Below are 24,974 nucleotides of genomic sequence, written 5' to 3' on the forward strand. Positions count from 1 at the left end.
CCCCTAACCTCAACCGGAAGCCCGAGCCTTATTAGTTCAATGCTGAGGGTGTTTTCACCATCAACAACCTGATTGTTCTGGTCTCAGGGGCGTAGAGTGGATGTGAAACCTGAAGGTTGAGTTCTCCTGTCTCGACAGCCAGTTTAACTGAGCCATCCTCACCGGTGTACCCTTCCATTCCAGCAAATGAGATAACAGCATCTTCAACGGGCTCTCCACTTGAGTTGGTGACGTTAACCGTGAGGAGCGCCCTCTCGTCCAGGACGATATTAAGTGAGATTTCATCACCTGGCTGCAGGGTAAGATCACTGCTCCAGGGGTGGTAGCAATATGCATCCACAGTTACCCCCCTCAACGAGGGGGACCTCATCCTCTCTGAACTCAAAGTAGAAGTTACCATAGGGGTCGGTGTACTCTGTGCGGTTCTCGGCCTCAAGAAGGACTGTTACAGGGATACCTGATGGCAGGGTCTCCTGGCCCCTCACAGTGCCCCTGATGGAGGTGCGGTACTCCATTTCAAAATCAAAGCGTGATGATTCACCACGGTCCATGAGGATGTTGTACCTCTCTGTGAAGAGGTCTCCGCGGAAGGCCACGAGAGCAAGGTAGGCCTGTATTACTCCGGGGTGTTCATCAAAGTATCTGCCGTAGTTCACCATGTATCTGCCAGCAGAATCTGTGTAGTTCTCTGCAATGGTGACGTCCAGCTGGTCACGGACCTCAACGATGACGTTCTCCAGTGGCGCGCCGGAGGCGTCATGGATTGTGCCGTAGAATGAGTTGGGGTATGCAAGTTCAAAGTTAACCTCGAGGGGTTCATTCACGTCAAGAATAAGTGATGATGGGGTGTAATTTTCGGCTGATGCCACAATTTCATAGGTGCCTGGAGGTAGAATAAGGTTGTAGGTTCCCGATGAACTGGTGGTGTTCTCTGCAACTGTCGCACCACCCTGAATGGCCTTAACGGTTGCATTTTCAATCGGGTCCCCATTCCAGGACTTCACTGTCCCGTATGGGTCAATGCCGGGCGGCGGTATTGCCGAGTCGTTGAGTTCAGCGGCGGAAGTTGAGCCTGCCAGGGCAAATAAAGTGAGTAAAAGTATAAGAATTGCAAATCCAGTGCATGCAGCTTCTTTTAAGGAGGATGTTCCATAAAGAAAATCCTTCAAAATTTACCCCCCCCAGAACCCCTTTAATGATTATATTATTCTATCTAGCTGTATTTAAAATTTTTTAATTTAAGATTAAAAAATAAAATTTCTTAAAACAATAGGGCTTTTCATATAAAAATCATATTAAAGTAATATTGGAAATCATAAAACTTAGACCTTTCACCTCAAACCGGCATATGAGAGTATTTCCTCTGTTTTTTCTCCCAGTATCTCCGAGGCCCTCTCCATGCACTCCTCAATCACGTATTCAAGGTCCTCATCGCCAGCCCAGTACTCCTCCAGGAACCCGTACCCGTGCCTGGATGCAAGCTCATCCACAACCACAGCACAGAGGTACACGTCGTCTATGTATCCATGTGGACCATAGATCTCCTCGGGTATCACATCGTAGGGGGCCACCAGGTAGCCCATGGCGGCGGATATCCTCAGCCGCTCATCACTCCCCAGCTCATCACTCCTAAGCACGTCAGCCAGCAGCCGGAAAAGATCCGGGGCGTAGTCCACTATCCTCTCATATTCTCCACGGTAACTGTTAATGTTCTCCCTTAAAACATCATAGAAATGTGTGAAATCCATCAGAAACACCTCAATCACCCAAATGCGTAAAGTCCACAGACCTATACCCCACAGAAGTTCCTGAACACACACCTTGAGCAGAACTGATTCCTGCGGGGCTCGAAGCACTCACTCCTTATTTTCTGAACTGTCTCCTCTATCCTCTCCCTCACAGTGAAGTTGGGGTCGGAGTCAAATGACATCCTCATGGAGTCCCTTATTGCGTATGCAGAGAGCCTGTCAAAATTGTATCTGTCCCTCAGTGCATACTCATAGGTCCGGAGCTGGTATTCGAGCCCCATCCTCTCAATACCCCCATGTTCCCGGGCCTTGAAGTCCACAAGCTCCAGTTCACCCCCAGAGTTCCTGATGATGAGGTCGGTCCGACCCTCTATTATTATATCATCGTCGGGTATGGAGAATGGCTCCTCCACCGAGACAACCTCCTCTATATGGTCCCTGCTGTCATGGTAGTAGTTGAGGAGTTCCCTTTCAAGGCGCCTCTTTTTCACCTCATCGTCTCTCCCCATGGGTATCCAGCACCTTTCAACAAGTTCCCTTATGAATGCCCCGTTTATATCCTCTGAATTCTTCATTGCAAGGTGTAACTCTTCGAGGCACCTGTGGAGTATGATACCGTAGCGCTGCATGAATGTTTCAGGGTAGACAAAGCCGTAATGGTAGATCATCATGTACCTGAAGGGGCACTCCTCGTAGGTGAAGAGGGCCGAGAAGTTGATCCTCAGGGGTTCCTCTGCCCACTCCCTCTCAAGGCACCCCTCAATGGATGTGCACTCACACTCGTATATCCCGCACTTCTCCCTTAACTCGGTGATGTATGGTGAGATCCCCACCTTCCTTGTGTTGATTCTGGGTGCGGTGGAGATGATTAGCGCGTCCTGTGCCCTCGTCATTGCAACGTAGAAGAGCCTACGGTCCTCATCCTCGGGTTCCCCAGATGAGAGAAGCAGTTCCTGGGGGATGGGCACCAGTTCCTTTCTCCTTCTCTTTATACCAGGGAACCTTCCCTTTATGACCGAGCAGATGAACACAACCGGAAACTCAAGACCCTTTGCCTGGTGGACTGTCATCACCTTCACTGATGCCGGGTCCTCCAGGACGGCCTCGTCATGGTGGAGGTGCTGGGGGAGGAGGTAGAGGTACCAGAGGATGTCCTGTATCCTGGCCCCCGGCTTTATGGTCTCGTACTTGTCTATGAGTGAACTGAGCTTTGCAAGGTTGAATATCCTTGCCCTGCTCTTGTCACTACCATCAAGGAGGAGTCTTCTGAGGTAACCCGTCACCTCCAGTATCCTGTAGAAGGTCTGGAGGACACTCAGTGAGCCCTGTTCAAGTTCATCCCTGATCCTGTTGAGGCCGAGTATCTTCTCTGCATCCTCACCCCTGATACCCGCAGCCTCGAGTTCCTGGATTGAGGTGAAATCCGAGAGTTTCACATCCCTCTCAAGGGATTCAAGGGCCTCCAGTGTTTCCTCACCCAGATCAAGGAAGTCGCCCCGGAACATGGAGATGTTCCACCAGCCACCCCATCTTCCACTGAATTTATCGTCGTAATCAGGGGGGTCCACGTAGGCCAGGAAGTAGAGCATCCTCCTTACCTCGTACCTTTTGAGGAATGACCCGTCACCGCGGACTATGTAGGGGATCCCCTCCCTTCTGAGCTCCCTCAGTATCTTATCTGCATGGTAGCGCACGCTCCTGAATAGAAGTGCAACATATCCATAGTCGGGGATTTTGCCTGTGGATTTAAGTTTCTTTATCAGGGATACTATGTTCCGGGCCTCGGAGTTAACATCACGGCTCCTGAGTATCACCACGTCTGTTCCGCCGCCCCTCACAGGCTTTATGGTTTTCTGGTAGTGCCGCTCCCCCCTCATGAACCTGTCGGCTGTGAGCACTATCCCGGCCCTTGACCTGAAGTTGTCCTCAAGGAACACCACCTCTGCATCGTATTTGTCCCTGAACCTTATGAAGTTCTCGGGGGTGGCGCCCCTGAACCCGTAGATGCTCTGGTCCTCATCCCCAACGACGCATATGCTTGATTTGGGTTCTGCTATCCTCCTGAATATCCTCTCCTGGATGGGACTTGTGTCCTGGTACTCGTCGATCATTATGTACCTGTATTTATTTCTGACAGATTCAAGGACATCCTCGTTTGATTTAAGGAGGAGGCAAACCTCCTTTTCAAGTCCTGGGAAGTCTATCTTCTTCTCCTCCCTTAGTGCCTTCAGGTATTGGCTGTAGCAGGCTGCCATGCCATGGTATCTCTTCTTATCAGGGTAACGTTTTTTGAGGGCCTCCATGAGTTCGTCAGGGTCCACGCAGTTCTCGGTGCACCTGTTGAAGAATTCGATTGCCTCATGGACCTCACCCATCTTCATGAAGCTGTTCAGGCCGATCCTGTAGAAGACTGATCTAAGGAACATCAGCTGGGACTCCTCGTCCAGGATCTCAAATCCGGCTCCAAGGTCATGTTCCTCGGGGTGCTCCCTCAGTATGGTGCTGCAGAATGAGTGTATGGTTGATATCTGCATGAGTTCGGCGTCCAGTCCAACGCAGTTTATGAGCCTTGACTTCAACTCATCTGCGGCCTTCTCTGTGAAGGTTATAACAAGTATATTCTCCGGGCTAACCCCCTTTCTTTTAACAAGGTAAGCTGTCCTCTCAACAAGAACCCTTGTTTTCCCGGCACCAGGTCCTGCCACAATTACAAGTGGCCCGTCGGTCTTCTTAACGGCCCTCTTCTGGTTCTCTGTACACGCCTCCCCTTTCCTGCAGAGTGATCCTGTCATCGTGACTGTTTCATAGATTGGGTGGTGAATATATTAATGTTTTCCCCCAGTAACAGTGCAGCAATCCCGGTGGTGATATTATAGTCACCGATTTCTCAAGATGTGTTTTCCTGTGTAACTTTATTAGGTTACCACAGACATACAATCTACAATGAACCCTGCAGACCCCATCCTCAACGCATTCCTTGCAACTGTCTTCACCTGGCTCATGACACTTGCAGGGGCGGCCCTGGTCTTTCTGCCTGTAAGGGCTGAGAGAAAACTCCTTGACTCCTCACTTGGCTTTGCAGCGGGTATCATGATCGCTGCAAGTTTCTGGTCGCTCCTGGTCCCTGCAATTGAACTTTCAGCCCTCAACGGGTATGCCGAGTGGTTACCGCCGGCCCTTGGTTTCCTTGCAGGGGGACTCTTCCTTTCAGGTGTGGATAAGATCATACCCCACCTTCACCCTGGATGCGACCCTGAGGATGCAGAGGGGCTCCCCACCACCTGGAAGAGGAACAGGCTCCTTCTTCTTGCCGTTGCCATACACAACATCCCGGAGGGACTTGCGGTTGGCGTTGCCTTCGGGGCCGCTGCAGCCACAGGTGAACTTGCAGCCCCCATCATCCTGGCCCTGGGTATAGGTATACAGAACCTGCCTGAGGGGGCCGCGGTCTCCCTGCCACTGAGGGGTGAGGGTTTATCCGAATGGAGGAGTTTCACCTACGGCCAGGTATCGGGTCTAGTTGAGATCCTCGGGGGTCTTGCAGGCGCTATTCTGGTTTACTCATTCTCATGGGTCATGCCCTACGCCCTGGGCTTTGCTGCGGGTGCCATGATATTCGTTGTGATAGAGGACATCATCCCCGAGTGCCAGAGTGGTGGTAACACGGACCTTGCAACGGTATCAGCCCTTTTAGGCTTTGTTCTCATGATGATACTTGACCTGGCCCTTTCCTGAAATTTTTTCAGAAATTACCCTGGAAGGATATTCACTATCACATTTTATTAGGGATGTCCTACATAATATTCAGAGGTGATAGTATGGCCAGGGTTACCCGTGAAATGGTTGAAAATTCAGGTATAGATGTGGATGAACTCGTTGAACTCCTTGTGAAGAACGCCGCGGCGGAACTCACAACCTTCTACTACTACACGATACTCAGGGCCAACCTGATAGGCCTTGATGGTGAGGGAATAAAGGAGATAGCGGAATCTGCAAGGATAGAGGACCGTAACCACTTTGAGGCACTTGTCCCAAGGATATACGAACTTGGAGGTGAACTCCCACAGGATATGAAGGAATTCCATGATATCTCAGGCTGCCCCCCGGCATACCTCCCTGAGAAGACCACTGACACCATGAAGATACTTGAGGTCCTTGTTGCCGCAGAGAGGTGCGCTGTGAGGCAGTACACCCACATATGCAATATAACGGCCGGTAAGGACCACAGAACCTATGACCTGGCACTCTCCATACTCCACGAGGAGATACAGCATGAGTCATGGTTCTCAGAGTTCCTGGGTGAGGGCCCATCAGGGCACTTCATGAGGCGCGGTGAAACATCACCCTTTGTGAGGAAATTCCTTGAATAGTCTTTCCCATGGTGCTGGGATGGCTGAGTTAACAACGGAGTATCCTGAAGAAAATGGGGCCAGAAGTGAAGCGGCTGGGTGGTGGAATGAGGGAGTTCACCCCTGATGATCTCAGAAAATTTGATGGAATTTCAGGTCCCGCATACGTTGCATGTGACGGGATTGTCTATGATGTATCAGAGAGTTTCCTATGGAGGGATGGCCGTCACCAGGTCATCCACAGGGCAGGAGGGGATCTCACCCATGAGCTGGAGAAAGCCCCCCATGGCAGGGAACTCCTTGAAAGGTTCCCTGTGGTTGGTACCCTGAAGGTGAAATGAGGGCTTCAGATGGCAGACTTCAGGTGCACGGTATGCAATTACATCTTCCATGAGGAAAATGAGGGTGAATTCGACTCACTCCCGGTGGAATGGCGCTGCCCGGTATGCAACGCACCAAAGGACGCGTTTGTGAGGCTGGGTTCCAGATCCATGGGGACAGGGAGGACGGTCTCTGATGTTTTTATAGAACAGCTTGCAGCCTGGGGAGTCAGGTACGTCTTCGGGATCCCGGGTACATCAACACTGGGACTTGTTGATGCAATACGAAGGAACAGTGACGTGAGGTACATACAGGTGCGCCATGAGGCAGCAGCGGCATTTATGGCCTCTGCCTATGGCAAACTCACAGGAAACCCTGCGGTCTGCCTGGCAGTCGCTGGCCCCGGGGCATCGAACCTCATAACCGGACTCCTGGACGCGGCCCTTGACAGGGCGCCGGTTATAGCTGTGACAGGACAGGTTGAAACCTACAGGATCGGGACAGGTGCAAGTCAGGAGATAGACCAGCACAGCCTCTTCGAGTCCCTGACAGTGTACAACATGACCATCATAAGCCCTGATGAGACCCCGGAGATTGTGGGGGAGGCCCTGAAACACGCCATCATTGAGAGGGGTGTTTCACATATCGATGTCCCCAGGGACGTTTAGACAATGGAGTGCACTGCCGAAGTGAGGCCGCTGGCCGGTTCGATCGCCCCGGTATCGGTGACCGTTCCCAGACATCAGCTGAAGGATGCCGCATCCTTAATTGATTCTGCAGAGCGTCCCATAATAATCGCTGGTTTCGGGGCGCTTGAAGCGGCAGAGAGTGTTGTTGAACTTGCAGAGAGGATAGGGGCCGGTATTGTGACCACATTCCGGGGTAAGGGGGTTGTTGATAACCACCACCCCCTTTACCTGGGCTGCCACGGGAGCCTGGGGTCCACTGCGGCTGCAGAGGCTGTTAGAAAAGCTGATCTCCTTATTGTTATCGGATCATCCTTCTCTGACCTCACCCAGCTTCCCCCTGGGAGGATCCTGCAGATTGACATAGACCCCTCATGATCGCAAGGCGCCACCCGGTTGAGATGGGCCTCGAGGGTAGATCATCACACACAGTACCTGAGCTTCTCTCCATGACCCGTGAGAGGAGGAGGGAGTCCTACAGGGCAGAGCTCAGGGAACTCAGGGCAAGGTGGCTGGATCTTCTTGAATCTGAAATCGACCCATCCTCAAGGCCCATAAGGCCACAGTACATAATGGCTGTCCTCAATGACCTCCTTGATCAGGGGGCAGTCATAGCACTTGACGTTGGTGAGAACGGCTGGTGGTTTGGAAGGAACTTCCAGATGAGGGGCACACAGAGGCTCATCTTCTCGGGGTACCTTGGTTCAATGGGTTTCGGGCTTCCAGCTGCTATTGCAGCGCAGCTGGAGTTCCCTGACAGGGAGGTTGCATGTATAACAGGTGATGGAGGGTTTTCCATGGTCATGGCTGAATTTCTCACCGCGGTTAAGTACCATCTCCCTGTGAGGGTCTTCGTACTCAACAACAGGAGCCTCGGGATGATAATGCAGGAGCAGCTGGTTGAGGGTTTTCCCACCTGGCAGACCGAACTGCAGAACTTTGACTTCGCAGAGTTCGCTGAGAACTGTGGCGGTCGGGGAATCCAGGTCACCGAACCAGACAAACTGGAGGATGCTGTTTCAGATGCCCTCGGAACAGATGGACCGGTTGTCGTGGACATCGAAACCGATCCGAGGCGCTTCATCTGATTACATGGACCGCGGATGCCTTGAATTCAAGCCAGACCTCTGAGCCTGTGGTGATCCCCATATCGTGGAGTGACCTTGCTGTCATGTGGACAGTTAGTGTCTCATCACCACACCTGACCTCAAGTTCCTGCAGGGTGCCTGAATCACGTATCGCCTTCACGGTCCCCCGGAGCTGGTTCAGTGCACTTGACTCCACCCTCCCCCAGGATACGGTTATATCCTCGGGTCTCACGGTGGCTGAAACCATGCCCTCGGCCTCCTCTGACGAGTAGATACTCACGCCATCGCATTCTATGAGGGTTACACCGTCGGGGGTTACCCTGGCACTTCCCCTCAGTATGTTCTCTGCACCCACGAACTCTGCAACGAACCTGCTCGCAGGCCTCCTGAACACCTCAGCTGGTTCACCCACCTGGAGGATCCTCCTGTTGAGTATGGCTATCCTGTCAGAGAGCTTCTGGCCCTGGATGAGGTCATGGGTTGTGAGTACCACCGTAACGTCAAGCCCAGCTATGACCTCCTCCATCCTCCTTGTGGATACAGGGTCAAGGCTCGATGTTGCCTCATCCAGGAGCACAAGTTCAGGCCGGTTTATGAGTACCTGGGCAAGGGCCAGGCGCTGCCTCTCACCACCAGACAGTTCAGTGGTTTTCCTTGAGGCGTCCTCAAGGCCCACCAGTTCAAGGACCTCCCGGACCTCCCTGGCCTCTGGTTTCATTCCCCTCACATGGGGACCGTAGAGGATGCTCTCCCTCACGGTACCCCGGAATACGGGGGTGTTCTGGAATACCATGCCCATCCTTCTCCTGACATCCACCTCCCTCTTCTCAGCCACATTCTCGCCCTGGAAGATTATCTCGCCACTGTCAGGCCTTTCAAGGAGGTTTATTATACGTAGAAGTGTGGATTTCCCTGCCCCTGTGGGCCCTATGATCCCCAGGGTCTCACCCTCCCTGACCTCAAGATTCACATCATCCAGAACCCTCACGTCCCGGTAGGTCTTTTCTATCCCGTGGAGTTCAAGCACATTCATGACTATTTCTCCTGGAAATGGTTCAGTACTGTGTTAACGGCCAGTGATATGATGAGGAGTATTATCCCCAGGGCTATTGATAGTTCAAGGTTTCCCCTTGAGGTTTCAAGTGATATGGCGGTTGTTATGACCCTTGTGAAGCCCCTTATGTTTCCACCGAGCATTATGGCGACCCCGACCTCTGAGATTGCCCTCCCGAATCCCAGTATGATGGCTGCCATGACAGCGTACCTTGCCTCCTCCAGGACCCTCAGCATAACCTGGAACTCGGTGGCGCCCAGGGATCTTGCAAGGTCCCTGAGCTCCGGTTTAACACTTCTGAGGGCTGTGATGCTGAAACCTGTGACCAGCGGGAGGATGAGTATGGTCTGGCCGAGTACCATGCCGGCAGGTGTGAAGAGGAGGTTGAGCGGACCCAGTGGCCCTGAGCGTGAGATGAGGAGGAATACAAAGAGGCCCACAAGTACCGTGGGGATGCTGTAGAGGGTCTGTATGATGTTAAGGAGGGCCCTCTTTCCTCTGAAATCCTGCAGGTCAATCATCGCCGCCACCGGAACTGCAATTAGAGATGCCAGGACCGTGGATGAGACTGAGATCATGAGGGTTCTTGCTGTTATGTCAATGAGTTCAGGGTCAAGTGATGCCATGAGTTCAATGGCCCTTAAGAATCCAGTTAGTATCTCATTCAATTCCCAGCATCTCCTGGAAAATTAAATCAGTTGAAATCTGTAAGTAAAAAGTAAATATTAAGTATTCCTATTAGCTTTTTGGTTCATCCCCTCCAAAGAGGGCTGTGAAGAGTGACTGACCGTATTTATCCTTTCCGTAATCTGCTATGAGTTTCTGGCACTCATCGCTCAGGAGGAAGTCAACAAATTTCTCTGCAGCCACGCTGTTCACACCACTCACCTTCTCTGGGTTCACGGGTATTGCTGCATAGACATTCAGTAGCGCCTTATCCTGTGTGAGGTATGTCACAAGTGTGATGTTGCTTCTGTAGGCAAGGTATGTGCCTGAATCTGTGAGTGTGTAGGCGCCCTTCTGGTCTGCAACCCTGAGTGTGTCCCCCATTCCGCTCCCGGTTTCAATGTACCATGCTGATCCATTGACTGTTGCGTTGTAGTCTGTTACGTTTTTCCAGATCTTTATCTCCCTTGAATTGGTGCCTGAGTTGTCCCCCCTTGATACGAATTTCACAGAGGGGTTTCTGGCTGCTGCCTCAAGGATCCTCCTGAATGCGTCCTCTGCAGATTTAGCTTCACTGATATTCGCGGGGTCACTCTTTGGTCCCACAATGTAGAAGTAATTGTAGGCGAAGGGGTATCTTCCTGTACCGTAACCCTCCTTTATGAACTCCTTCTCCCTGGTTCTGTCGTGCACTATGACGAGGTCGGCGTCGCCCCTTTTTCCCCGCTCAAGGGCTATACCCGTACCACCTGAAACTATCTGCACATCGATGTCAGGGTATTTTTTCTCGAATGCTGCCTCCACACTCTCAAGGAGCCCTGTATCTTCCAGGCTTGTTGTTGTGGATATTCTGAGTATCTGCCTGTTTCCATTGTCTGATATCCCATAAATGGCTGCCCCTATGATCACTGCAATAAGAGCCGCCATAGCAACGTATTTTTTCTCCATGCTTGGAACCTCCATTACAACAGATATACTGTATCGACATGCAATATATATGCATATCGGTTTTATGACGGAATAGGTCGTGTCAGCTATTCAAACAAAAGAGTGGTGATCCTCAAAATCTTAAACTATCGTTACATTTTCTCAAAAAAAGTAAAAAGCAGACCCTAACCCTTATACTTCTTCTCAAATCCTCAAAAAAAGTAAAAAGCAGACCCTAACCCTTATACTTCTTCTCAAATCCTCAAAAAAAGTAAAAAGCAGACCCTAACCCTTATACTTCTTCTCAAATCTTCTCCAAGACCTTGCAATGTAGGGCTCGCACTTATCAAGCTCGGTTAAAAGGCACATCCTTATGGTATCGGTTTTGATCTCCTCCTCACCCTTTATCTTCTCTGTAACGGTCTGGTAGACCTTCTCAATGATCTCCCTCTTCTCCTCAGGACTGTAACCTGCATCAATGGCAGCCTTCTCAAGTGAGGCCCGTATCTTTGATGGGTCGTAGGCCTCCCTGGAACCCCTTCTCTTTATCACATTCATAATGATCACCCTGTATATTATGTTCATCTTTCAATAAATTTTTTTCCAGTTAAAAAAAGGAAGGACCTCATAAAGCTTATTCAGAACAGATTACATAAAAATAAAGGTATTCAAAACACATGGTACTGGAATGACTCCCGGGAAGGGACTATCTGATGATGTATTGTGTACTCGATGAACCTGAATCACCTGGGGGCCTCCTCATGAGGCCGAGAAGTACATCATGGAGAGGTTGAAGGATGAATGAATGCAGAGAGAACGGTTCATGGAAGAGAAAGCTGCTTACGGCAATGAGGATATTCCTTGTGGTTATGGGCCTGATAATAGTGGTCTTCGGGGCCGGGGGCACAAAGGTCTTCGGCCTCATGACGCTCCTTGCGGTGGCCGTGGTGTACCTCCCGGCCCTCAGGCACCCTGATGGCCTCAGCGTCATCCCTGTTGAGATAGAGATCCTCTTCCTCACCGTGGTTGCACTGGAGTATATACTGGGCAATACCTTTGGTCTGTACGGGAGAATAGCCTACTATGACAAGTTCATGCACTTCACAGTCCCCTTCATAGTGGCCCTCATCGGGATGATGCTCCTCTACACCGCCTACGTCTACGGGAAGATAAGGACCAGTCTCTTCATAATGGCGTTCCTCATAATATTCGTGACACTGGGTATAGGCGCCCTCCTTGAACTGGTTGAGTATGGCTACGACCACCACCTTTACAGGCACATAGAGCACTTCCTCCCCACTGGTCCCACCCAGGGCTCACCCGTTATGGATCCGCTCACCGATACCATGATGGACCTCCTCACAGATCTCATAGGAGGTATATTTGGGGCAGTGACAGGCATAATACTCATAAGAAGGGCTGAGGAGAAGAACTACTGCCTTGACTGGGTTGATGAGATAGCAAGGTTCGAGGGGATAGATGAAGAGGAGGACTAGATAGGCATCAGATCATCCCTCTAACTTACGAATAGTAAAACTAGATGGGCTTCAGTATGTCTCTGTTAAGCTCATGACGCTGCAAGGATGAAAGCCATCATAACGGGGAGAAGGCAGATTTTAACCACCTCAAACTCCATGAGGGGTATGAACTCCTTTATGAACCTCACAGCCACGATTATGGCACCACTTACAAGTCCCATGGACACAAATCCCCAGACCCCTGATGCGAACCTTGTGAGCATGTAGTTCCTCACAGAAACCGCTGCTGCAAGGGTTATGAATATGAGGGATGCGGCCTTTAGGAGAACTAGTATCATGTCTCAGCCTCCAGTTTCCTGTTGGACCTCAGTGAGGCATAGAGGAACATTGCCGCTGCAAGCATGATGAAAACCCACTCAATGGTCCTCATAAGATCAAATGCCATTATCTCCCTCATAAAACCGAACACAGTTGATATAAAGAGCATGAAAACCGCGATGGTCATGGGGATCCACCTGCCGTCATGGGCAGAGACCCTCAGCATGTAGATGAGGCTCAGACCGGTTATAACTGTGGATATGAGCTGGGCCACCTGAAATTCACGTCCATAGGGGATCATCCTATCACCATGTACATATATGTCCACTGGATAATTTAGTTCTTTCCCTAACACGGTTCAGGAACTTCACTAGAAACAGTTTATCATTGTATTGTCCCCTCATCACACGGTTCAGGAACTTCTCTCAGGAAAGGTTATCCTGAAAACCGCCCCTCCCTCATTGAAGGTTTCAAGTTCACCGTCAAGCTGACCAACAAGGGCCCTCACAAGGGTCATCCCCAGTGAATCCGATGAACCTGAACTGAAATCTTCTGGAAGCCCCTGGCCTGTATCCCTGTAATCCAGGAGGTACACCCCACCTTTAAGGTTAAAGCTGATTATGATTCTCCCCTTGCCATCAGGGAAGGCGTACTTTACTGAATTTGTGACAAGTTCACTGACTATGAGGGCCAGGGGGACCGCCAGCTCAATATCAAGGCTCAGATCATCCACTCTGATGTCTGATACGATACCCGAGGCCCCGTAGGTTGAGAGGATTTCAGTTGCAAGGCGTGAGATGTAGTTCCTCATGTTTATCTCTGAGAGGGTCTCTGACTGGTAGAGGTTCTCGTGTATCATGGCCATGGACTTTATACGGGTCTGGCTCTCCTCAAATATCCTGAGGTCCTCAGCGTCCCTTATGTAGGGCTTCTGCATGTTCAGGAGACTTGATATTATCTGCAGGTTATTCTTTACACGGTGGTGTATCTCCCTTATAAGTGTCTCCCTCTCCCTGAGGGCGGATATCAGTGATTCCTCATATCTCCTGGCCTCTGTAACATCCCTCACAAGCACAGCTCCAAGACCAGGCATGATGCTGAATCTGAAGATTCTGACCACCCTCTCACCCCTTATGAGGAACTCATCGTTTCCACGGGTCTCAAGGATCACCTCGGAGCATATCTCAGGCATCTTCCTTCCCAGAGCATCATCCCTTCCAGTTGAGGTTATCTCCTCAAGTGCCCGGTTCCAGTAGATTACAGTATCTGATTCATCGGTTATTGCGATACCATCTGATATGTTATCTGCAACTCCCCTGAACCTCATCTCACTTTCACGGAGCCTCTCTGTGGCCCTCCTCTGGAGGCTTATATCAGTTGCAATGAATACGAACCCAATGGGCTCCCTGAAGCGCCCCCTTATGGGGGATGCTGTGAGGAGAACGTCAGTTGTCCTTCCGTCCGATGAGATTATCCTGGTCTCCATTTCAGATGAGCTAAAACCAGAGACCACCTCCCTGAGCATCTCCCTGTCAGATGGGTCAAACAGATCCCAGAATGGTTTACCCCGCAGGTCTTCTGAGCTGTAGGAGAGCTTCTCATGGACGCTCCTGCCGCAGCTTGTAACCCTCCCCTCAAGGTCTGTTATGATGAGGAAGTTGGGCATAACATCAGCTATGCTCCTTGCAGCGATGGCAGGTGAGAGTTCTGGAAAGTCGTACCTCCAGACCCCGTAGGCAATGAAGAGCAGGCCAATGGATAGCATGGTCTGGGTGAACTCCGGGAAGACCAGTCCCATAAGGTCCCTGAAGATGAAGTCAGTTGTGAAGCTCACAATCAGAGGCACGAAAAGACCCGTGAATATGTAGAGGGACTCCCTCTTCCTGTACCCTCGGGATCTCAGGTAGTCCCTGAGGGTGATGGCTGCCGCTGTCAGTGTCAGGGTAACGGTCCAGAGCGAGAAGAGTGCAAAGACCAGAGGTGGTTCCGGCAGGGCGTAGGTCCAGCCATAATATGTGAGGAGTGGACCGGAAATGAAGAGGTCAGTGAGGAGTCCCGTTAATATGAAGATAAGTGCAGGTGCATAGATTACTGCAAGTGCCGGTTTACCCACCCTTCTTCGTGTGTAGGTGAGGGATATGTGGAGGAGAATTGCAGGTATAATGGGCCAGAGGAGGCTCAGCCTGAGCCATATTAGGGCATCGTCGGGTGCTGCCACTGTCCGGTAGACGAACTCGGTGAATGCCATGAATGATACAGCAACACCAAGGTTGGATACAAGCAGATTGAGGTTATTACGGGGGTTCCTGTAGTAGATGAATACCGATGTGTAGAATGCAATCACAGATGCAAGGAGGGATATGATTGAGTAGGGGTTCATATACGCCTCCATGCGAATCTAAATGGCGGTATGCTTGCATCAAACTGGTCTGATGGTATCATCCTCAACCACCACCTCACCCCTCCGGGCCATCTCCTCTATGACCTTTCTGATACCTGTGGCAGTCTTCCTGCTGGTATTTTTAAAGCCAAACATCCTTGAGACCCGTGTCACAACCTCATCAACCTCTGAGGTGGACCTGAGGGCTATTCTCACAGCCTCCTCAATCTCCATTGGGGATATGAGTGAGATGTCAACCCTGCCAGTCCTTCTCCTCACGGTGACCGGCATGGACTCTGTGAGGAGCAGGAAGTCACCGCTCCGCTTGATGTTACCGTTGTTCTCTGCCATCTCAATTGCAGAGTTTATTATGCTCCTCACCCTTCGCCCTGCTCTTCTAAGTCCACATGACTCTCTTATACGCCTTATAACCTCCTCAACATGCACAGGACCCTCCATTGATACTATCTCACTCACAACGGATGATATCACGGGTGTCGGGTTTTTGTAGAGGTCGTCGGGTTTTCTTAACTTATCGGTGCTGTATTCGACGTAACTGGCAACAGCCTCCCCCCTGGATTCATCGGAAAGCTCCAGTGGTTCTGCTGCATCCTGCTCTTCTATGGTGGACTCATCTAAATCCTCATCAAACTCAGGGGGTTCAGGGTCATCAACCTCCACCGGAATCCCCACCTCAGTCACCTCCTGTAGCTCCCTGGATTCCCTGGTTTTATCAACTATCTCAGAGAGGCCATCTGCAACCTTCCTCTGTGTCTCATCCCTGTTCCGGTACCAGTCCGAGGACCAGAGGTGGATGATGTTCCAGCCCAGGTTCCTGAGGATCTCCTCCCTGAGCCTGTCACGGTCCCTTGCAACCTCCGCCCTGCTGTACATCTCACCATCGGTGAGGATCCCTGCAATGTACCTGCCAGGGTCATCGGGGTCCTTAACCGCGAAGTCAACCCTGAAACCGGCGCACCCGACGCCCCGGTCAACCTCGAATCCCTGGTCAACCAGGAACTCGTATACCGAATCCTCAAAGAGGCCCTGTGAATTACTGGTGGAATCTGAGTCAAGCACACCTGTCTCTGCGTACCTGAGGAACCTCTTAAGTGCCCTGACACCGAAGGGGGTTCCAGGTCCGGTTTTAAGGTCCGATGCCCTGAAGTTGGTGAAAACCACACACTTCTCACGGGCCCTGGTTATGAGGACGTTCAGCCTCCTCTCACCGCCCTCCTGGTTCAGTGGCCCGAAGTTGAGGGACATCCTTCCGTTCTCATCAAAGCCGTAGCCCACACTGATGAAGATAACGTCCCTCTCATCCCCCTGTATGGTTTCAAGGTTCTTTATGAAGAATGGCTCATCGGTCTCCTGATTTATGAGCCGCTCAAGTTCAGGGTTCTCCCGAAGCCTCTCCTCGAGGGCCTCAAGTATGGCGTTCATCTGGGCAACTGAGAATGTGCCCACACCAAGACTCCTTGATGTGCCGTACCTCATGAAGTGTTCCTCTATGGCCTCAACAACGGCTGCGGCCTCGAGGGGGTTGGATGAGGTTCTCCCGCGCTCATATACCGTGTCTGGAAGGTACCTGAGGTGGAGTCCCAGTTCCCCATCCTCCCTTGAGGGTGAAGGGTACACCAGGAGCCTGTTGTCATAGAACTCCTGGTTTGACACCGCGATCAGGGACTCGTGCCGGCTCCTGTAGTGCCACCTCAGCATCCTCACAGGGAAGCTCCTCTTGCAGAGGTGGAGTATGCTCTCAATGTCAGCCGCTGTGGCCACGTCCTCAGAGTCCTCCTCAGATGTGAGCATCTGGTCAAAGAAACTGGTTGGTGGGAGCTGGTTGGTATCACCCATCACCACAGCGTTCCTGGCCCTTAGGAATGCCCCCAGGGCGTCCTCCGGTTTAACCTGTGATGCCTCGTCGAATATCACCACATCAAACTGGAGTTCACTGCTCCTCGGGTCAAGGTACTGTGCAATGGAGAGGGGGCTCATCATGAAACAGGGCTTTATCCTCTTTATAACGCCACCTGCAAGTTTAAGGAGTTTCCTGAGGGGCATATGCCCCCTCTTACGTGTGAATTCACCGCTGAGGATGCTCTCCTCAGAGTCTGGAGCCGCCCCTCCAAAGACTGTGGGCATGTTGCTTGTGAGCTGATGTATGAGCCTCTTCCTGTTGAGCTCGATTATCCTGGAGTCAAGCTCCCTGAACTCCCTTATCCTGGCCTCATGGAGGTCACCAATGAAGGTGTAAAGGGCTGGTATCTCCCTGAAGGCCCTCTCAAGGAGGGCATCTGCAAGGTTACCCTCCATTGCATGCCTTATATCCTCCATGCTGATTATCCCAGACTCTATTAGTGGTATGAATGCGGCCCCCCGCGTCTTCATGCAGAGCCTCTTCTTCTCAAGGTACTGGGACCAGAGGGGGAGGAGGTTGAGGGCCTCCCTCCAGGCCTTAACCCTTGACCTCCAGGCGCGGAACGGAACCTCCTCCGGTGCTGAGTTGAATATGACATGGGCATGGGTGTTTATCCTTGTCTGGAGCTTTGAAAGTTTATCCTGGAGTTCACTGTGGATTTCGAGGATTTCATGGAATTCAGAGAGAAGCCTATCACCGTCAAGGCCATCAGAGATGCACTCCAGTGCCCTCTCTGATATGAGACCATCGCTGTGGAGGTCCCTGAACCTCACTATCCACTCCGCGGTGGCCCTCAGGTCCTGGATGGATGGGTTTTCCGGGTTCCACATTGAACCAAAGAACCTCTCGGCCACCCCACTGTACCTTTCAAGTTCCCCCCTCAGGCTCATGACATCAATCAGGTTCTCAAGGTCCTCCACGATCTCATAGTCATTCTCAGGGGCCCTTCCAACGTAAAGGGCTTCTATCTCATTCCTTACCTTCCTGTACCTGCCGCTCAGGAATTTTATCCTGCTGGATGACTCCTTGAGGTACTCCCTGAGGAGGGCCTCCAGATCCACGCTGTGGACAGATTCATGGAACCTGTCGAGTATCTCCCTCCTGCGGGTGTATGCCTCGAGTTTATCAAGAAGGGTGAAGGCGTCGGCCCTGTAGCGGTCCCAGATCTCTGATTCAAGGACGCCAAGGTCGAAGGGGCGTGACTCTGCAACCACAGAGACCACCTCCCCGAGCCTCTCAAGGTCCCCTGTATTCTTAACTGGGCTGAAGCCGTACCTCTCCTGGAATTCCCTGAGTGCTGCCATCAGTTTATCGGTAATCTTCATCACCGACTCCAGGAGGACCTCAAGTTCCCTCACATCGGAGGGTAGCATCATCCCGGGGTCGGTGCCTGACCACGGGTTCTCATGGAGGGGTGGGAGGAGTTCTGCGAGTTTTGCAAGGTTTCTCAGTTCCACCAGGGCCTCGTCCCACTCATCGGGGGTTATGGTCTCAGGTGAGGGTATCCTGACGAATGGCAGCTCACCATTGAAGTATCTCTCTGAGCTCTCCTTCATCCCGAATAACTGGAAGGGTGAGAGCTGTATGCTGTACAGTGGCTCATGGAGGGCTCTCCTGTACTCGTTGAGCTCATCGCGCAGCTTCTCAACCCTCCTGAATTCCCTCTCGGCGTCTGGCCTCTCTGCCTCTGCCTCCATGAGGGTTGACTCCAGTTCATTGAGGACGTCCTTCTTCCTGGCCTTGTGGGAGTGGAGTTCAAGGCAGAACCTCCCGAGGCCTATGGAGTCAAGCCTGCTCTTCACAACCTCGAGGGCCGCCATCTTCTCACTCACAAAGAGTACCGTCTTTCCTGCGGCCATGAGCTCGGCTATGAGGTTCACTATGGTCTGGGACTTCCCTGTCCCTGGTGGCCCCTCAACCACAAGGTTCTTACCCGCCTTTACATCCTCTATAACCGCGATCTGGGATGAGTCGGCGTCAACCACGTGGTAGAGGTCCTCGTAGGGGATGCTGTCTATGTCCACCTCCCCGTCGTCCTCATCGATTTCAATGGAGAATAGGGCCTTAAGGAGGGGGCGTTCAACTATCTCATCCCAGTTTGAGTAGGATGCCGGGTCAAGGTCCATGTACATGAGGAACTTGGTGAATGAGAAGAAACCCAGCTGGACCTCATCGGTGACCCCCCAGCCATCCATGGATTTCACCGCGTCCTCAACCTTCCTGAGGTACTCCGAGATCCCTGACGGACCCTGGGGCATCCTGAATTCAGGTAGTTCGATTCCCTCCTCCCTGAGCCTGGCCTGGAGTGACATGTTGGTTATGATCTCGCTGCCATCCCAGCGTAGTGAGAATGATGAGCCCGCCCTTCGCCTCTCAAGGACCACCGGGACGAGAACCAGGGGGGCCCTCCTGATGTCAGGTTCATCTGCGGCCATCCACTCAAGGAAACCCAGGGCGAGGTAGAGTATGTTGTAGCCCTGCTCCTGGATCATCGTCCTGGCCCTCTGGTTGATGTAGAAGAGCCTCCTCTGGAGTTCAGATTCTGTGAGGTCGGTCAGTAGGACGTTCTCATCATCGGGTTTAAGGTCCTCCAGCTCATCACCGGGGTCAAGCTCCCCTTCACTTTCAGGGTCCTCCAGCTCGTTAACGGTATCCACTTCACCTTCAGGGTCCTCCAGGTCATTACCGGGGTCAGTCTCTTCTTCAGGTTCCCTCCTGGGGGCCAGTTTCATCTTACCCCCGTTGAGGACAAGGTATGTGTATATGTATTCAGGGTCGTGGTTCACAACCTCAACCGTCCTTGACCTTGGCCTGAAATTCAGGAGCTGGTTTCGCATTGTGAGGTCAAGGAGTTTCTCCCTCAGGTTCTCAAATTCCCTCTCGATGATCTTCCTCGCAGATTTATCCATTCAGATTCTCCCTCAACAGTTATATCCCGCACCGAGGTACTGGGCCCTACATTCAGATTCTATTATAAAGATCATTAGCTGTCTGCACTCATCCCATCAGATCTTCTTCTCCTTGGGTGCTGTGGTGGCTGCAACCCTGTAGAAGACATAGACAAGGACGATGTCAACCAACCATATTATGGAGGCTATTATCTCATCATTCCAGGGTATCGGGTGGAATAGGTCAATGAGGTCCATCACCCTCGTGGCCGAGAAGAATATCATTGAAACAGCGAATACCCTCAGGAGGAATGTGGTCTCATTGATGTTGGAGAAGAGCATTCCCAGGGCCGCCTCACTGTATCTCAGGTTGTTGAAGAGTATCCTCGCTGCAAAGTACAGGGTCAGGATGGGTGGTATCATGATGAGCCAGCCAGGGACCATCAGGCATCACCCCCCATGACCGAGGCCAGGAGTCCCACCGCTACAAGGAGAAAGAGGGCGTTGAGGTTCAGCAGGCCCTCAACCACGAACTCTGACTGTCCCCCCACGAATGTGAGGCCCACGAGTACCGTGAAGATGGATGATATGAATATGGATGCAGCTATAATCCTGGACTCCCTCCTCTTAAGGAAGAGCATGGAGACCGCAAGTTCCCTGGACCTCAGCTCCGAGATTATCATGAGACATGAGACTATTATCATGACCCCCAGGATGAGCCCTGCCACGCGGTTTACAAGAATCAGGATATCCATGTAAAACACCACCAGATATTATGTTAAAGGAAATATTTATTTATTGGGTTTTTCACCTCCAGAATCCCCATCAGCACCATAACCGTTCAATCAGTGGACCCGGAGTTAATGTGTGAGAGGAGGAGGGCCATGTTGATTATATCCTCCCTGTTGTGCTCCACCACGGGTACGAGGGGTCCCGGGTTACCGGTTGAGAGGTAGGTGTGGTAGTAGTCAGGCACATATGCCCCTGGAATGTCAAGGTCCCTCTCCACACCCAGTATATAGCTCTCAACTGTGCAGAGTTTGCAGTCAGGCAGACTGCCACCCCAGAGGCGCCTTGACACATGGTAGAGGTCAACGTGGCACTGCTCCAGCCGGTTACTCAGGTTATGGAACTCTGACCTCCTCCTTATATAGGGAATGTCGAAGCTCGCCCCGTTGAATGTTACAAGGACCGAATCGGGTGGGATGTGGTGGAATATCTCAAGGACGGCGGCCTCCATGGAGGGTTCAGGGGCGAGGCGCTGCCTCACATGGATCTTATCATCCTCAATCCAGGCCATGCCAGTGAGTATCACCGGTTCGTCTGAGAGCCCGAGGGTCTCGATGTCAAGGAAGGTGAACATCTCACCCTCAAGGAGTCCCAGAGCAGTGAGCACCCTCTCATCGGATGAGGAGGCGTTGAGGTAACACCTAAGGTTGTAGACATCCCCTGACTGGATCATGGAAAGGACCCTGGAGGCCTCATCCCTGTACCTCTCATGTGCAAGGAGGTCGGGAACCGTGAGGTACCCCTCAGACTTCAGCCGCTCCTCGGTGACCGGCCCAACACCCCTGAGGAGCTTGAGGTCAGAGAGGATGTCATCCACTGATTCCCGCACCCTGAACCTCACCTTCCTGGTGAAGGATACCTCAAGTGCCTCTGAACCAGCAGCGGTCACCCTGGATGCCCCGATGGCCTCCTCCAGCTCCACTCCATCGTACTCCATCATGAGGTCCCATTTGAGTTTTTCAAACATCCAGTACCCCCCATTCAATTCATTCCATTCCTGGCCCTCTCATGGAAGTAATCGGCCATTTCAGCCTCCCCCTGCTCCCTGAGGATGGCCCCCATGAGGTAGCATGCCCCTGCATTTTCTGGCTCCTCCTCAAGGATCTCATGCAGCTTCAGTTTGGCATCAGAGAGCCTTCCCTCACTGCAGAGGAGTTCAACCTCCTCAAGGACAGCTGGGGCCTCCTCACTGCTTTCCTCCTTGGCATCTCCAGAGACCATACCCATGAGGTGTTCGAGTATCATCACTGTGGCGTCCCTGTGGAGCGGTGAATTGTCGTTGCCACATTTTGGGGAGTAGATGCATGACGGGCACCCGTCACTGCAGCCGCAGGATGATACAAGTTCAAGTGTCGACCTGAGAAGGTCCTCGAAGACCTCAACACCCTTCTCAGCAAGTCCTATGCCACCCTCAAAGCCGTCGTAGATGAACACCGTTGCCTCCTGTGTGTCCTGGTGCCATGGGGTTGACAGTCCCCCTATGTCCATCCTGTCGCAGAGCACATGGAGGGGGAAAAGTGCTATGAGCGCGTGTTCAGCCCCGTGGAGTCCGCCCTCAAATGTTTCATCATCCCCGTACTCCCCTTCAACCCTCTTTCTGAGAGTTTCGGGTACCGTGAACCAGAGTGCCCTGGTCCTGAACCTGATGGGTGGAAGTTCAAGGTCCCTCTTACCCAGGACCCTGCTGTAGTTCATGACCCTGTAACCGGTGTAGTGCTCTGTAACCTCAACCTCCCCGAAGTTGACCTCAAGGCTTCCCACCCGCCTCCTTCTGAGTTTCCTGATCACCCTGAGCTCAGTCTCCCTGAGGACCGATGTATGGTACTCCACGTCCCTCCTCTCAACGGTTATCCTCCTCTTCTGCAGGTCAAAGTCCCGTACGATGTAGGTGTTGCCGTGGTTCATGAGCACAGCCCCCTCATGGGCCTCCCTGTAGGCCTGGGACCTGCTCATGGTCTCAAGTGTCCTGCCCTCACATATCACCGTGAAGGTATCTGATGAGATATCATCCAGCCCATACCTGAAATGGGGGTCGGTGCTGCACACCAGTCCCTCCTGTGAGATTTCAAGTTCCCCCTCCTCGAGCATCTCCCCTGCCACCGCCATGCTGAAGTCGTGGTCCAGGAAGTCGTCGAGGGTGAGGGGTAACTCTGATGCCGCGCAGGCCGTATGGTTCCTGAGTATTAACCTGTTTTCAGGGTTGATTATGGCGTTCTCATGGGGCCTCTCGAAGATGAAGGAGGGGTTCTTCATGATGTACTGGTCCAGGGGGTTCTCGAATGCCACCAGGATAACAAGGGAGTCGTTCCTGTTCCTCCCTGCCCTCCCTGCCTGCTGCCAGGTGGATATCATGGTGCCAGGGTACCCTGATATTATGACGGCGTCCAGTGACCCGATGTCTATTCCAAGCTCCAGAGCGTTGGTGGTGGTGACGCCCAGGAGCTTCCCGGATCGAAGCCCTGACTCTATCATCCTCCTCTGATCTGCAAGGTAACCTGCCCTGTAGGATGTCACACGGTCAATGAGCTTCCTGTTTTCCCTGTCAAGCTGTTCCCTGGTCCACCGGGTTACAAGTTCAGCCATCTTCCTTGAAACGGTGAAGCAGAGGGTCTGAACACCCCTCAGAACAAGGTAGGTGAGTATGGATGATGTTTCAAGGTGTGCCGATGGGTCCCCCCTCTTGCTGTAGGGGTTGTAGAGTACGAAGTGCCTGGGGCCGGAGGGTGACGTGTCCCCTGAGATAACATGGAAATCCAGGCCAGTCAGTTTACCTGAGAACTCCTCAGGGTTGGCAAGGGTTGCACTTGCAAGGATGAACCTGGGATCTGAACCGTAATGCCTGCAGATCCTCCTTAGCCTCCTTATGAGGAGCGCCACACTTGATCCAAAGACACCCCGGTACTGGTGGGCCTCATCTATCACCACGTACCTGAGGTTACTGTAGAACCTCCTCCACTGGTGGTGCCATGGGAGGATACGGTGGAGCTGGTGGGGGTTGGTGAGGACTGCCCGTGAGTTCTCACGTATCCATGGCCTCATCTCCCTGGGGGTGTCCCCATCGTAGGTTGCCGGGTTCAGTGTGATTCCAAGCTCAGATTCCAGGTGCCTCAGAACCTTCAGCTGGTCCCTTGAGAGTGCCTTGGCAGGGTAGATGTAGAGGGCCGTTGCACTCCCATCGAGGGTTAGGGTCTCCATTATGGGGAGGTTGAAGGCCAGGGTCTTCCCTGAGGCCGTTGGGGTTGTTATGAGAATGTTCCTGCCCTCCCTTATTGCCTCGAGGGCCTCTGCCTGGTGTCGGTAGAGTCTGATGCCATTTCCCTCAAGGTACTCCATGATGTTCTCAGGGAGATCCTTGACCTCTGCGTATTCAGCTCTCCTTGCGGGGACCGTCTCAACGTGTTCCACCGCATCCCTGAAGCGCCAGTCCCTGGTGAACCTCTCAAGCACCCTTTTAACCATGTTAATAGAATTGGGGGACGATCCTATTAAATGTTTTTCAGTTCATGGATCTCTCCCCACGTGATTCAAAATTAATATATACGTGTAAACCCATATTATTTAACAGTGAAGAGGGGAGTGTTAATATCAGGAGAGTAATTGTGATTATCCTAGCACTTGCCGTTCTTGCAGTGGCGGGCTGTGTATCAGAGGAATCAGAATACCAGGACCAGAACCTCAGTAATTACCCGGATGTGAGTCCAGAGGATTACATGACCTCGGATACAGGGAATGCCTCTGGAAAAGGCGAATATGATGCTAGTGGAGTCTGCACCTACGTTGTTGATGGGGACACCATCGATGTTTCAGGCACAGGGAGGATACGCCTTGTGGGTGTCAACACCCCTGAGAGGGGGGAGCCTGGCTACAGGGAGGCGAAGGACTTCATGAAATCAATGTGCCTCTCAAGGACCGTGCAGCTCGACATAGACGATGCAAAAAGGCATGATAAATACGGGAGGGTCCTCGCCGTGGTCTACGTGGACGGAGTCAACATAAACCGGGAACTCCTCAGGAGGGGATATGCTGAGGTCATGTACATTCCACCATCCGAGTTCAACCCATATGAGTGGACCTGAATATCATATCTATATAAAATTAAGGGGGGTGATAAAATGGGGGAATTTAAACTCGAAGTTCTTAAGACCATGGGTACACTGATAACTACTGCATTCGGCCTAATAGCGGCTCTTGCCTGGAACGAGGCCATAAAGGCACTGATAACACAGTTCTTCAAGGCAGGCAATGAACTCACCGGACTATTCGTCTATGCGCTCATTGTGACCATCCTTGCAGTCATTGCAACCATCCTAATTGCAAGGAGCCTTGCTCATTACGGGATAGAACTGCCTGAAGAGTAAAAA

25 protein-coding genes are annotated in these 24,974 nt (G+C 52.1%); 9 read left to right on the forward strand and 16 right to left on the reverse strand.

The annotated features are described in order from the left end of the window. Positions 1-31 precede the first annotated feature (31 nt). The 4 genes from MTBMA_RS04225 to MTBMA_RS04240 all read right to left on the reverse strand — a co-directional run bounded on the left by MTBMA_RS04225 (position 32) and on the right by MTBMA_RS04240 (position 4,540). Entirely contained in the window at positions 32-340 is a 309-nt protein-coding gene (locus tag MTBMA_RS04225) for a carboxypeptidase-like regulatory domain-containing protein (protein WP_013295681.1), read from the reverse strand. After that, on the reverse strand, positions 306-1,169 hold the full coding sequence (locus tag MTBMA_RS04230; RefSeq protein ID WP_013295682.1) for a carboxypeptidase-like regulatory domain-containing protein: 864 nt from the start codon (positions 1,167-1,169) through the stop codon (positions 306-308). The genes MTBMA_RS04225 and MTBMA_RS04230 overlap by 35 nt, the downstream gene beginning before the upstream one ends. A gap of 162 nt (positions 1,170-1,331) precedes the next feature. Next, complete coding sequence (locus MTBMA_RS04235; protein ID WP_013295683.1) at positions 1,332-1,748, reverse strand: YkvA family protein; 417 nt, start codon at positions 1,746-1,748, stop codon at positions 1,332-1,334. 41 nt (positions 1,749-1,789) lie between these two features. Continuing rightward, entirely contained in the window at positions 1,790-4,540 is a 2,751-nt protein-coding gene (locus tag MTBMA_RS04240; protein WP_013295684.1) for an ATP-dependent DNA helicase, read from the reverse strand. Between the two features lie 151 nt (positions 4,541-4,691). On the opposite strand from MTBMA_RS04240, the gene MTBMA_RS04245 reads away from it, so the two are divergent. The 6 genes from MTBMA_RS04245 to MTBMA_RS09225 all read left to right on the forward strand — a co-directional run bounded on the left by MTBMA_RS04245 (position 4,692) and on the right by MTBMA_RS09225 (position 8,192). Continuing rightward, entirely contained in the window at positions 4,692-5,483 is a 792-nt protein-coding gene (locus MTBMA_RS04245; protein WP_013295685.1) for a ZIP family metal transporter, read from the forward strand. Positions 5,484-5,566: 83 nt separating this feature from the next. Next, positions 5,567-6,118, forward strand: a complete 552-nt coding sequence (dps, locus tag MTBMA_RS04250; protein ID WP_013295686.1) for a DNA protection during starvation protein — start codon at positions 5,567-5,569, stop codon at positions 6,116-6,118. Between the two features lie 65 nt (positions 6,119-6,183). Beyond that, entirely contained in the window at positions 6,184-6,438 is a 255-nt protein-coding gene (locus tag MTBMA_RS04255) for a cytochrome b5 domain-containing protein (protein WP_238523409.1), read from the forward strand. 9 nt (positions 6,439-6,447) lie between these two features. After that, positions 6,448-7,086: a thiamine pyrophosphate-binding protein gene (locus MTBMA_RS09215; protein WP_013295688.1), complete on the forward strand. Its 639-nt coding sequence runs from the start codon at positions 6,448-6,450 to the stop codon at positions 7,084-7,086. A 3-nt stretch (positions 7,087-7,089) separates the two neighbouring features. Further along, entirely contained in the window at positions 7,090-7,482 is a 393-nt protein-coding gene (locus MTBMA_RS09220; protein ID WP_013295689.1) for a thiamine pyrophosphate-binding protein, read from the forward strand. Continuing rightward, entirely contained in the window at positions 7,479-8,192 is a 714-nt protein-coding gene (locus tag MTBMA_RS09225; RefSeq protein ID WP_013295690.1) for a thiamine pyrophosphate-dependent enzyme, read from the forward strand. The genes MTBMA_RS09220 and MTBMA_RS09225 overlap by 4 nt, the downstream gene beginning before the upstream one ends. Here MTBMA_RS09225 and MTBMA_RS04265 read toward each other — a convergent pair. The 4 genes from MTBMA_RS04265 to MTBMA_RS04280 form a co-directional block, all read right to left on the reverse strand. Then, entirely contained in the window at positions 8,185-9,225 is a 1,041-nt protein-coding gene (locus MTBMA_RS04265; protein ID WP_013295691.1) for an ABC transporter ATP-binding protein, read from the reverse strand. The two genes, MTBMA_RS09225 and MTBMA_RS04265, sit on opposite strands and share 8 nt — an antisense overlap. 2 nt (positions 9,226-9,227) lie before the next feature. Beyond that, the gene (locus MTBMA_RS04270) at positions 9,228-9,914 is read right to left on the reverse strand and encodes an ABC transporter permease (RefSeq protein ID WP_013295692.1); all 687 of its coding nucleotides are present in this window, start codon (positions 9,912-9,914) and stop codon (positions 9,228-9,230) included. Positions 9,915-9,984: 70 nt separating this feature from the next. Further along, a complete protein-coding gene (locus MTBMA_RS04275) occupies positions 9,985-10,860 on the reverse strand; it encodes an extracellular solute-binding protein (RefSeq protein ID WP_013295693.1) in 876 nt (291 codons plus the stop codon). 264 nt (positions 10,861-11,124) lie between these two features. After that, the gene (locus tag MTBMA_RS04280) at positions 11,125-11,397 is read right to left on the reverse strand and encodes an ATP cone domain-containing protein (RefSeq protein ID WP_013295694.1); all 273 of its coding nucleotides are present in this window, start codon (positions 11,395-11,397) and stop codon (positions 11,125-11,127) included. Positions 11,398-11,636: 239 nt separating this feature from the next. On the opposite strand from MTBMA_RS04280, the gene MTBMA_RS04285 reads away from it, so the two are divergent. Then, entirely contained in the window at positions 11,637-12,335 is a 699-nt protein-coding gene (locus tag MTBMA_RS04285; protein ID WP_013295695.1) for a hypothetical protein, read from the forward strand. Between the two features lie 71 nt (positions 12,336-12,406). Here the strand turns inward: MTBMA_RS04285 and MTBMA_RS04290 are convergent, their stop codons facing one another. The 8 genes from MTBMA_RS04290 to MTBMA_RS04325 all read right to left on the reverse strand — a co-directional run bounded on the left by MTBMA_RS04290 (position 12,407) and on the right by MTBMA_RS04325 (position 24,072). Beyond that, positions 12,407-12,655 carry a hypothetical protein gene (locus tag MTBMA_RS04290; RefSeq protein ID WP_013295696.1) on the reverse strand — a complete coding sequence of 83 codons (249 nt, stop codon included), beginning with the start codon at positions 12,653-12,655 and terminating at the stop codon, positions 12,407-12,409. Continuing rightward, positions 12,652-12,936: a hypothetical protein gene (locus MTBMA_RS04295; protein ID WP_013295697.1), complete on the reverse strand. Its 285-nt coding sequence runs from the start codon at positions 12,934-12,936 to the stop codon at positions 12,652-12,654. The genes MTBMA_RS04290 and MTBMA_RS04295 overlap by 4 nt, the downstream gene beginning before the upstream one ends. Positions 12,937-13,047: 111 nt before the next feature. Then, complete coding sequence (locus MTBMA_RS08815) at positions 13,048-15,027, reverse strand: histidine kinase dimerization/phosphoacceptor domain -containing protein (protein WP_083772491.1); 1,980 nt, start codon at positions 15,025-15,027, stop codon at positions 13,048-13,050. Positions 15,028-15,054: 27 nt separating this feature from the next. Then, positions 15,055-19,845 carry a DUF3320 domain-containing protein gene (locus tag MTBMA_RS04305; RefSeq protein ID WP_013295699.1) on the reverse strand — a complete coding sequence of 1,597 codons (4,791 nt, stop codon included), beginning with the start codon at positions 19,843-19,845 and terminating at the stop codon, positions 15,055-15,057. Positions 19,846-19,941: 96 nt separating this feature from the next. Beyond that, on the reverse strand, positions 19,942-20,268 hold the full coding sequence (locus MTBMA_RS04310; protein WP_013295700.1) for a hypothetical protein: 327 nt from the start codon (positions 20,266-20,268) through the stop codon (positions 19,942-19,944). After that, positions 20,268-20,579 (reverse strand): hypothetical protein, encoded by a 312-nt coding sequence (locus tag MTBMA_RS04315; RefSeq protein ID WP_013295701.1) that lies wholly within the window; start codon positions 20,577-20,579, stop codon positions 20,268-20,270. The genes MTBMA_RS04310 and MTBMA_RS04315 overlap by 1 nt, the downstream gene beginning before the upstream one ends. 86 nt (positions 20,580-20,665) lie before the next feature. Continuing rightward, entirely contained in the window at positions 20,666-21,580 is a 915-nt protein-coding gene (locus tag MTBMA_RS04320) for a ribonuclease H-like domain-containing protein (RefSeq protein ID WP_013295702.1), read from the reverse strand. A gap of 14 nt (positions 21,581-21,594) precedes the next feature. Beyond that, the gene (locus tag MTBMA_RS04325) at positions 21,595-24,072 is read right to left on the reverse strand and encodes a DEAD/DEAH box helicase (RefSeq protein ID WP_013295703.1); all 2,478 of its coding nucleotides are present in this window, start codon (positions 24,070-24,072) and stop codon (positions 21,595-21,597) included. 251 nt (positions 24,073-24,323) lie between these two features. On the opposite strand from MTBMA_RS04325, the gene MTBMA_RS09230 reads away from it, so the two are divergent. Both MTBMA_RS09230 and MTBMA_RS04335 read left to right on the forward strand, forming a co-directional pair. Further along, entirely contained in the window at positions 24,324-24,689 is a 366-nt protein-coding gene (locus MTBMA_RS09230) for a thermonuclease family protein (RefSeq protein WP_048901280.1), read from the forward strand. Between the two features lie 36 nt (positions 24,690-24,725). Next, positions 24,726-24,971, forward strand: coding sequence for a DUF5654 family protein (locus MTBMA_RS04335; protein ID WP_013295705.1), 246 nt, complete (start codon positions 24,726-24,728; stop codon positions 24,969-24,971). The last annotated feature ends 3 nt before the right edge of the window (positions 24,972-24,974 follow it).

The organism is Methanothermobacter marburgensis str. Marburg (genome assembly GCF_000145295.1).
GTDB classification, from domain to species: Archaea; Methanobacteriota; Methanobacteria; order Methanobacteriales; family Methanothermobacteraceae; genus Methanothermobacter; species Methanothermobacter marburgensis.

What these genes read in the sequence shown, in the direction of transcription:
- MTBMA_RS04325 (WP_013295703.1), bottom strand. Translation starts at nt 24,072, where the DNA reads ATGGTTAAAAGGGTGCTTGAGAGGTTCACCAGGGACTGGCGCTTCAGG.
- MTBMA_RS09225 (WP_013295690.1), top strand. Translation starts at nt 7,479, where the DNA reads ATGATCGCAAGGCGCCACCCGGTTGAGATGGGCCTCGAGGGTAGATCA.
- MTBMA_RS04320 (WP_013295702.1), bottom strand. Translation starts at nt 21,580, where the DNA reads ATGTTTGAAAAACTCAAATGGGACCTCATGATGGAGTACGATGGAGTG.
- MTBMA_RS04305 (WP_013295699.1), bottom strand. Translation starts at nt 19,845, where the DNA reads ATGGATAAATCTGCGAGGAAGATCATCGAGAGGGAATTTGAGAACCTG.
- MTBMA_RS04310 (WP_013295700.1), bottom strand. Translation starts at nt 20,268, where the DNA reads ATGGTCCCTGGCTGGCTCATCATGATACCACCCATCCTGACCCTGTAC.
- MTBMA_RS04245 (WP_013295685.1), top strand. Translation starts at nt 4,692, where the DNA reads ATGAACCCTGCAGACCCCATCCTCAACGCATTCCTTGCAACTGTCTTC.
- MTBMA_RS04295 (WP_013295697.1), bottom strand. Translation starts at nt 12,936, where the DNA reads ATGATCCCCTATGGACGTGAATTTCAGGTGGCCCAGCTCATATCCACA.
- MTBMA_RS08815 (WP_083772491.1), bottom strand. Translation starts at nt 15,027, where the DNA reads ATGGAGGCGTATATGAACCCCTACTCAATCATATCCCTCCTTGCATCT.
- MTBMA_RS04235 (WP_013295683.1), bottom strand. Translation starts at nt 1,748, where the DNA reads ATGGATTTCACACATTTCTATGATGTTTTAAGGGAGAACATTAACAGT.
- MTBMA_RS09230 (WP_048901280.1), top strand. Translation starts at nt 24,324, where the DNA reads ATGACCTCGGATACAGGGAATGCCTCTGGAAAAGGCGAATATGATGCT.
- MTBMA_RS04335 (WP_013295705.1), top strand. Translation starts at nt 24,726, where the DNA reads ATGGGGGAATTTAAACTCGAAGTTCTTAAGACCATGGGTACACTGATA.
- MTBMA_RS09220 (WP_013295689.1), top strand. Translation starts at nt 7,090, where the DNA reads ATGGAGTGCACTGCCGAAGTGAGGCCGCTGGCCGGTTCGATCGCCCCG.
- MTBMA_RS04315 (WP_013295701.1), bottom strand. Translation starts at nt 20,579, where the DNA reads ATGGATATCCTGATTCTTGTAAACCGCGTGGCAGGGCTCATCCTGGGG.
- MTBMA_RS04280 (WP_013295694.1), bottom strand. Translation starts at nt 11,397, where the DNA reads ATGAATGTGATAAAGAGAAGGGGTTCCAGGGAGGCCTACGACCCATCA.
- dps (WP_013295686.1), top strand. Translation starts at nt 5,567, where the DNA reads ATGGCCAGGGTTACCCGTGAAATGGTTGAAAATTCAGGTATAGATGTG.
- MTBMA_RS04290 (WP_013295696.1), bottom strand. Translation starts at nt 12,655, where the DNA reads ATGATACTAGTTCTCCTAAAGGCCGCATCCCTCATATTCATAACCCTT.
- MTBMA_RS09215 (WP_013295688.1), top strand. Translation starts at nt 6,448, where the DNA reads ATGGCAGACTTCAGGTGCACGGTATGCAATTACATCTTCCATGAGGAA.
- MTBMA_RS04285 (WP_013295695.1), top strand. Translation starts at nt 11,637, where the DNA reads ATGAATGAATGCAGAGAGAACGGTTCATGGAAGAGAAAGCTGCTTACG.
- MTBMA_RS04275 (WP_013295693.1), bottom strand. Translation starts at nt 10,860, where the DNA reads ATGGAGAAAAAATACGTTGCTATGGCGGCTCTTATTGCAGTGATCATA.
- MTBMA_RS04240 (WP_013295684.1), bottom strand. Translation starts at nt 4,540, where the DNA reads ATGACAGGATCACTCTGCAGGAAAGGGGAGGCGTGTACAGAGAACCAG.
- MTBMA_RS04265 (WP_013295691.1), bottom strand. Translation starts at nt 9,225, where the DNA reads ATGAATGTGCTTGAACTCCACGGGATAGAAAAGACCTACCGGGACGTG.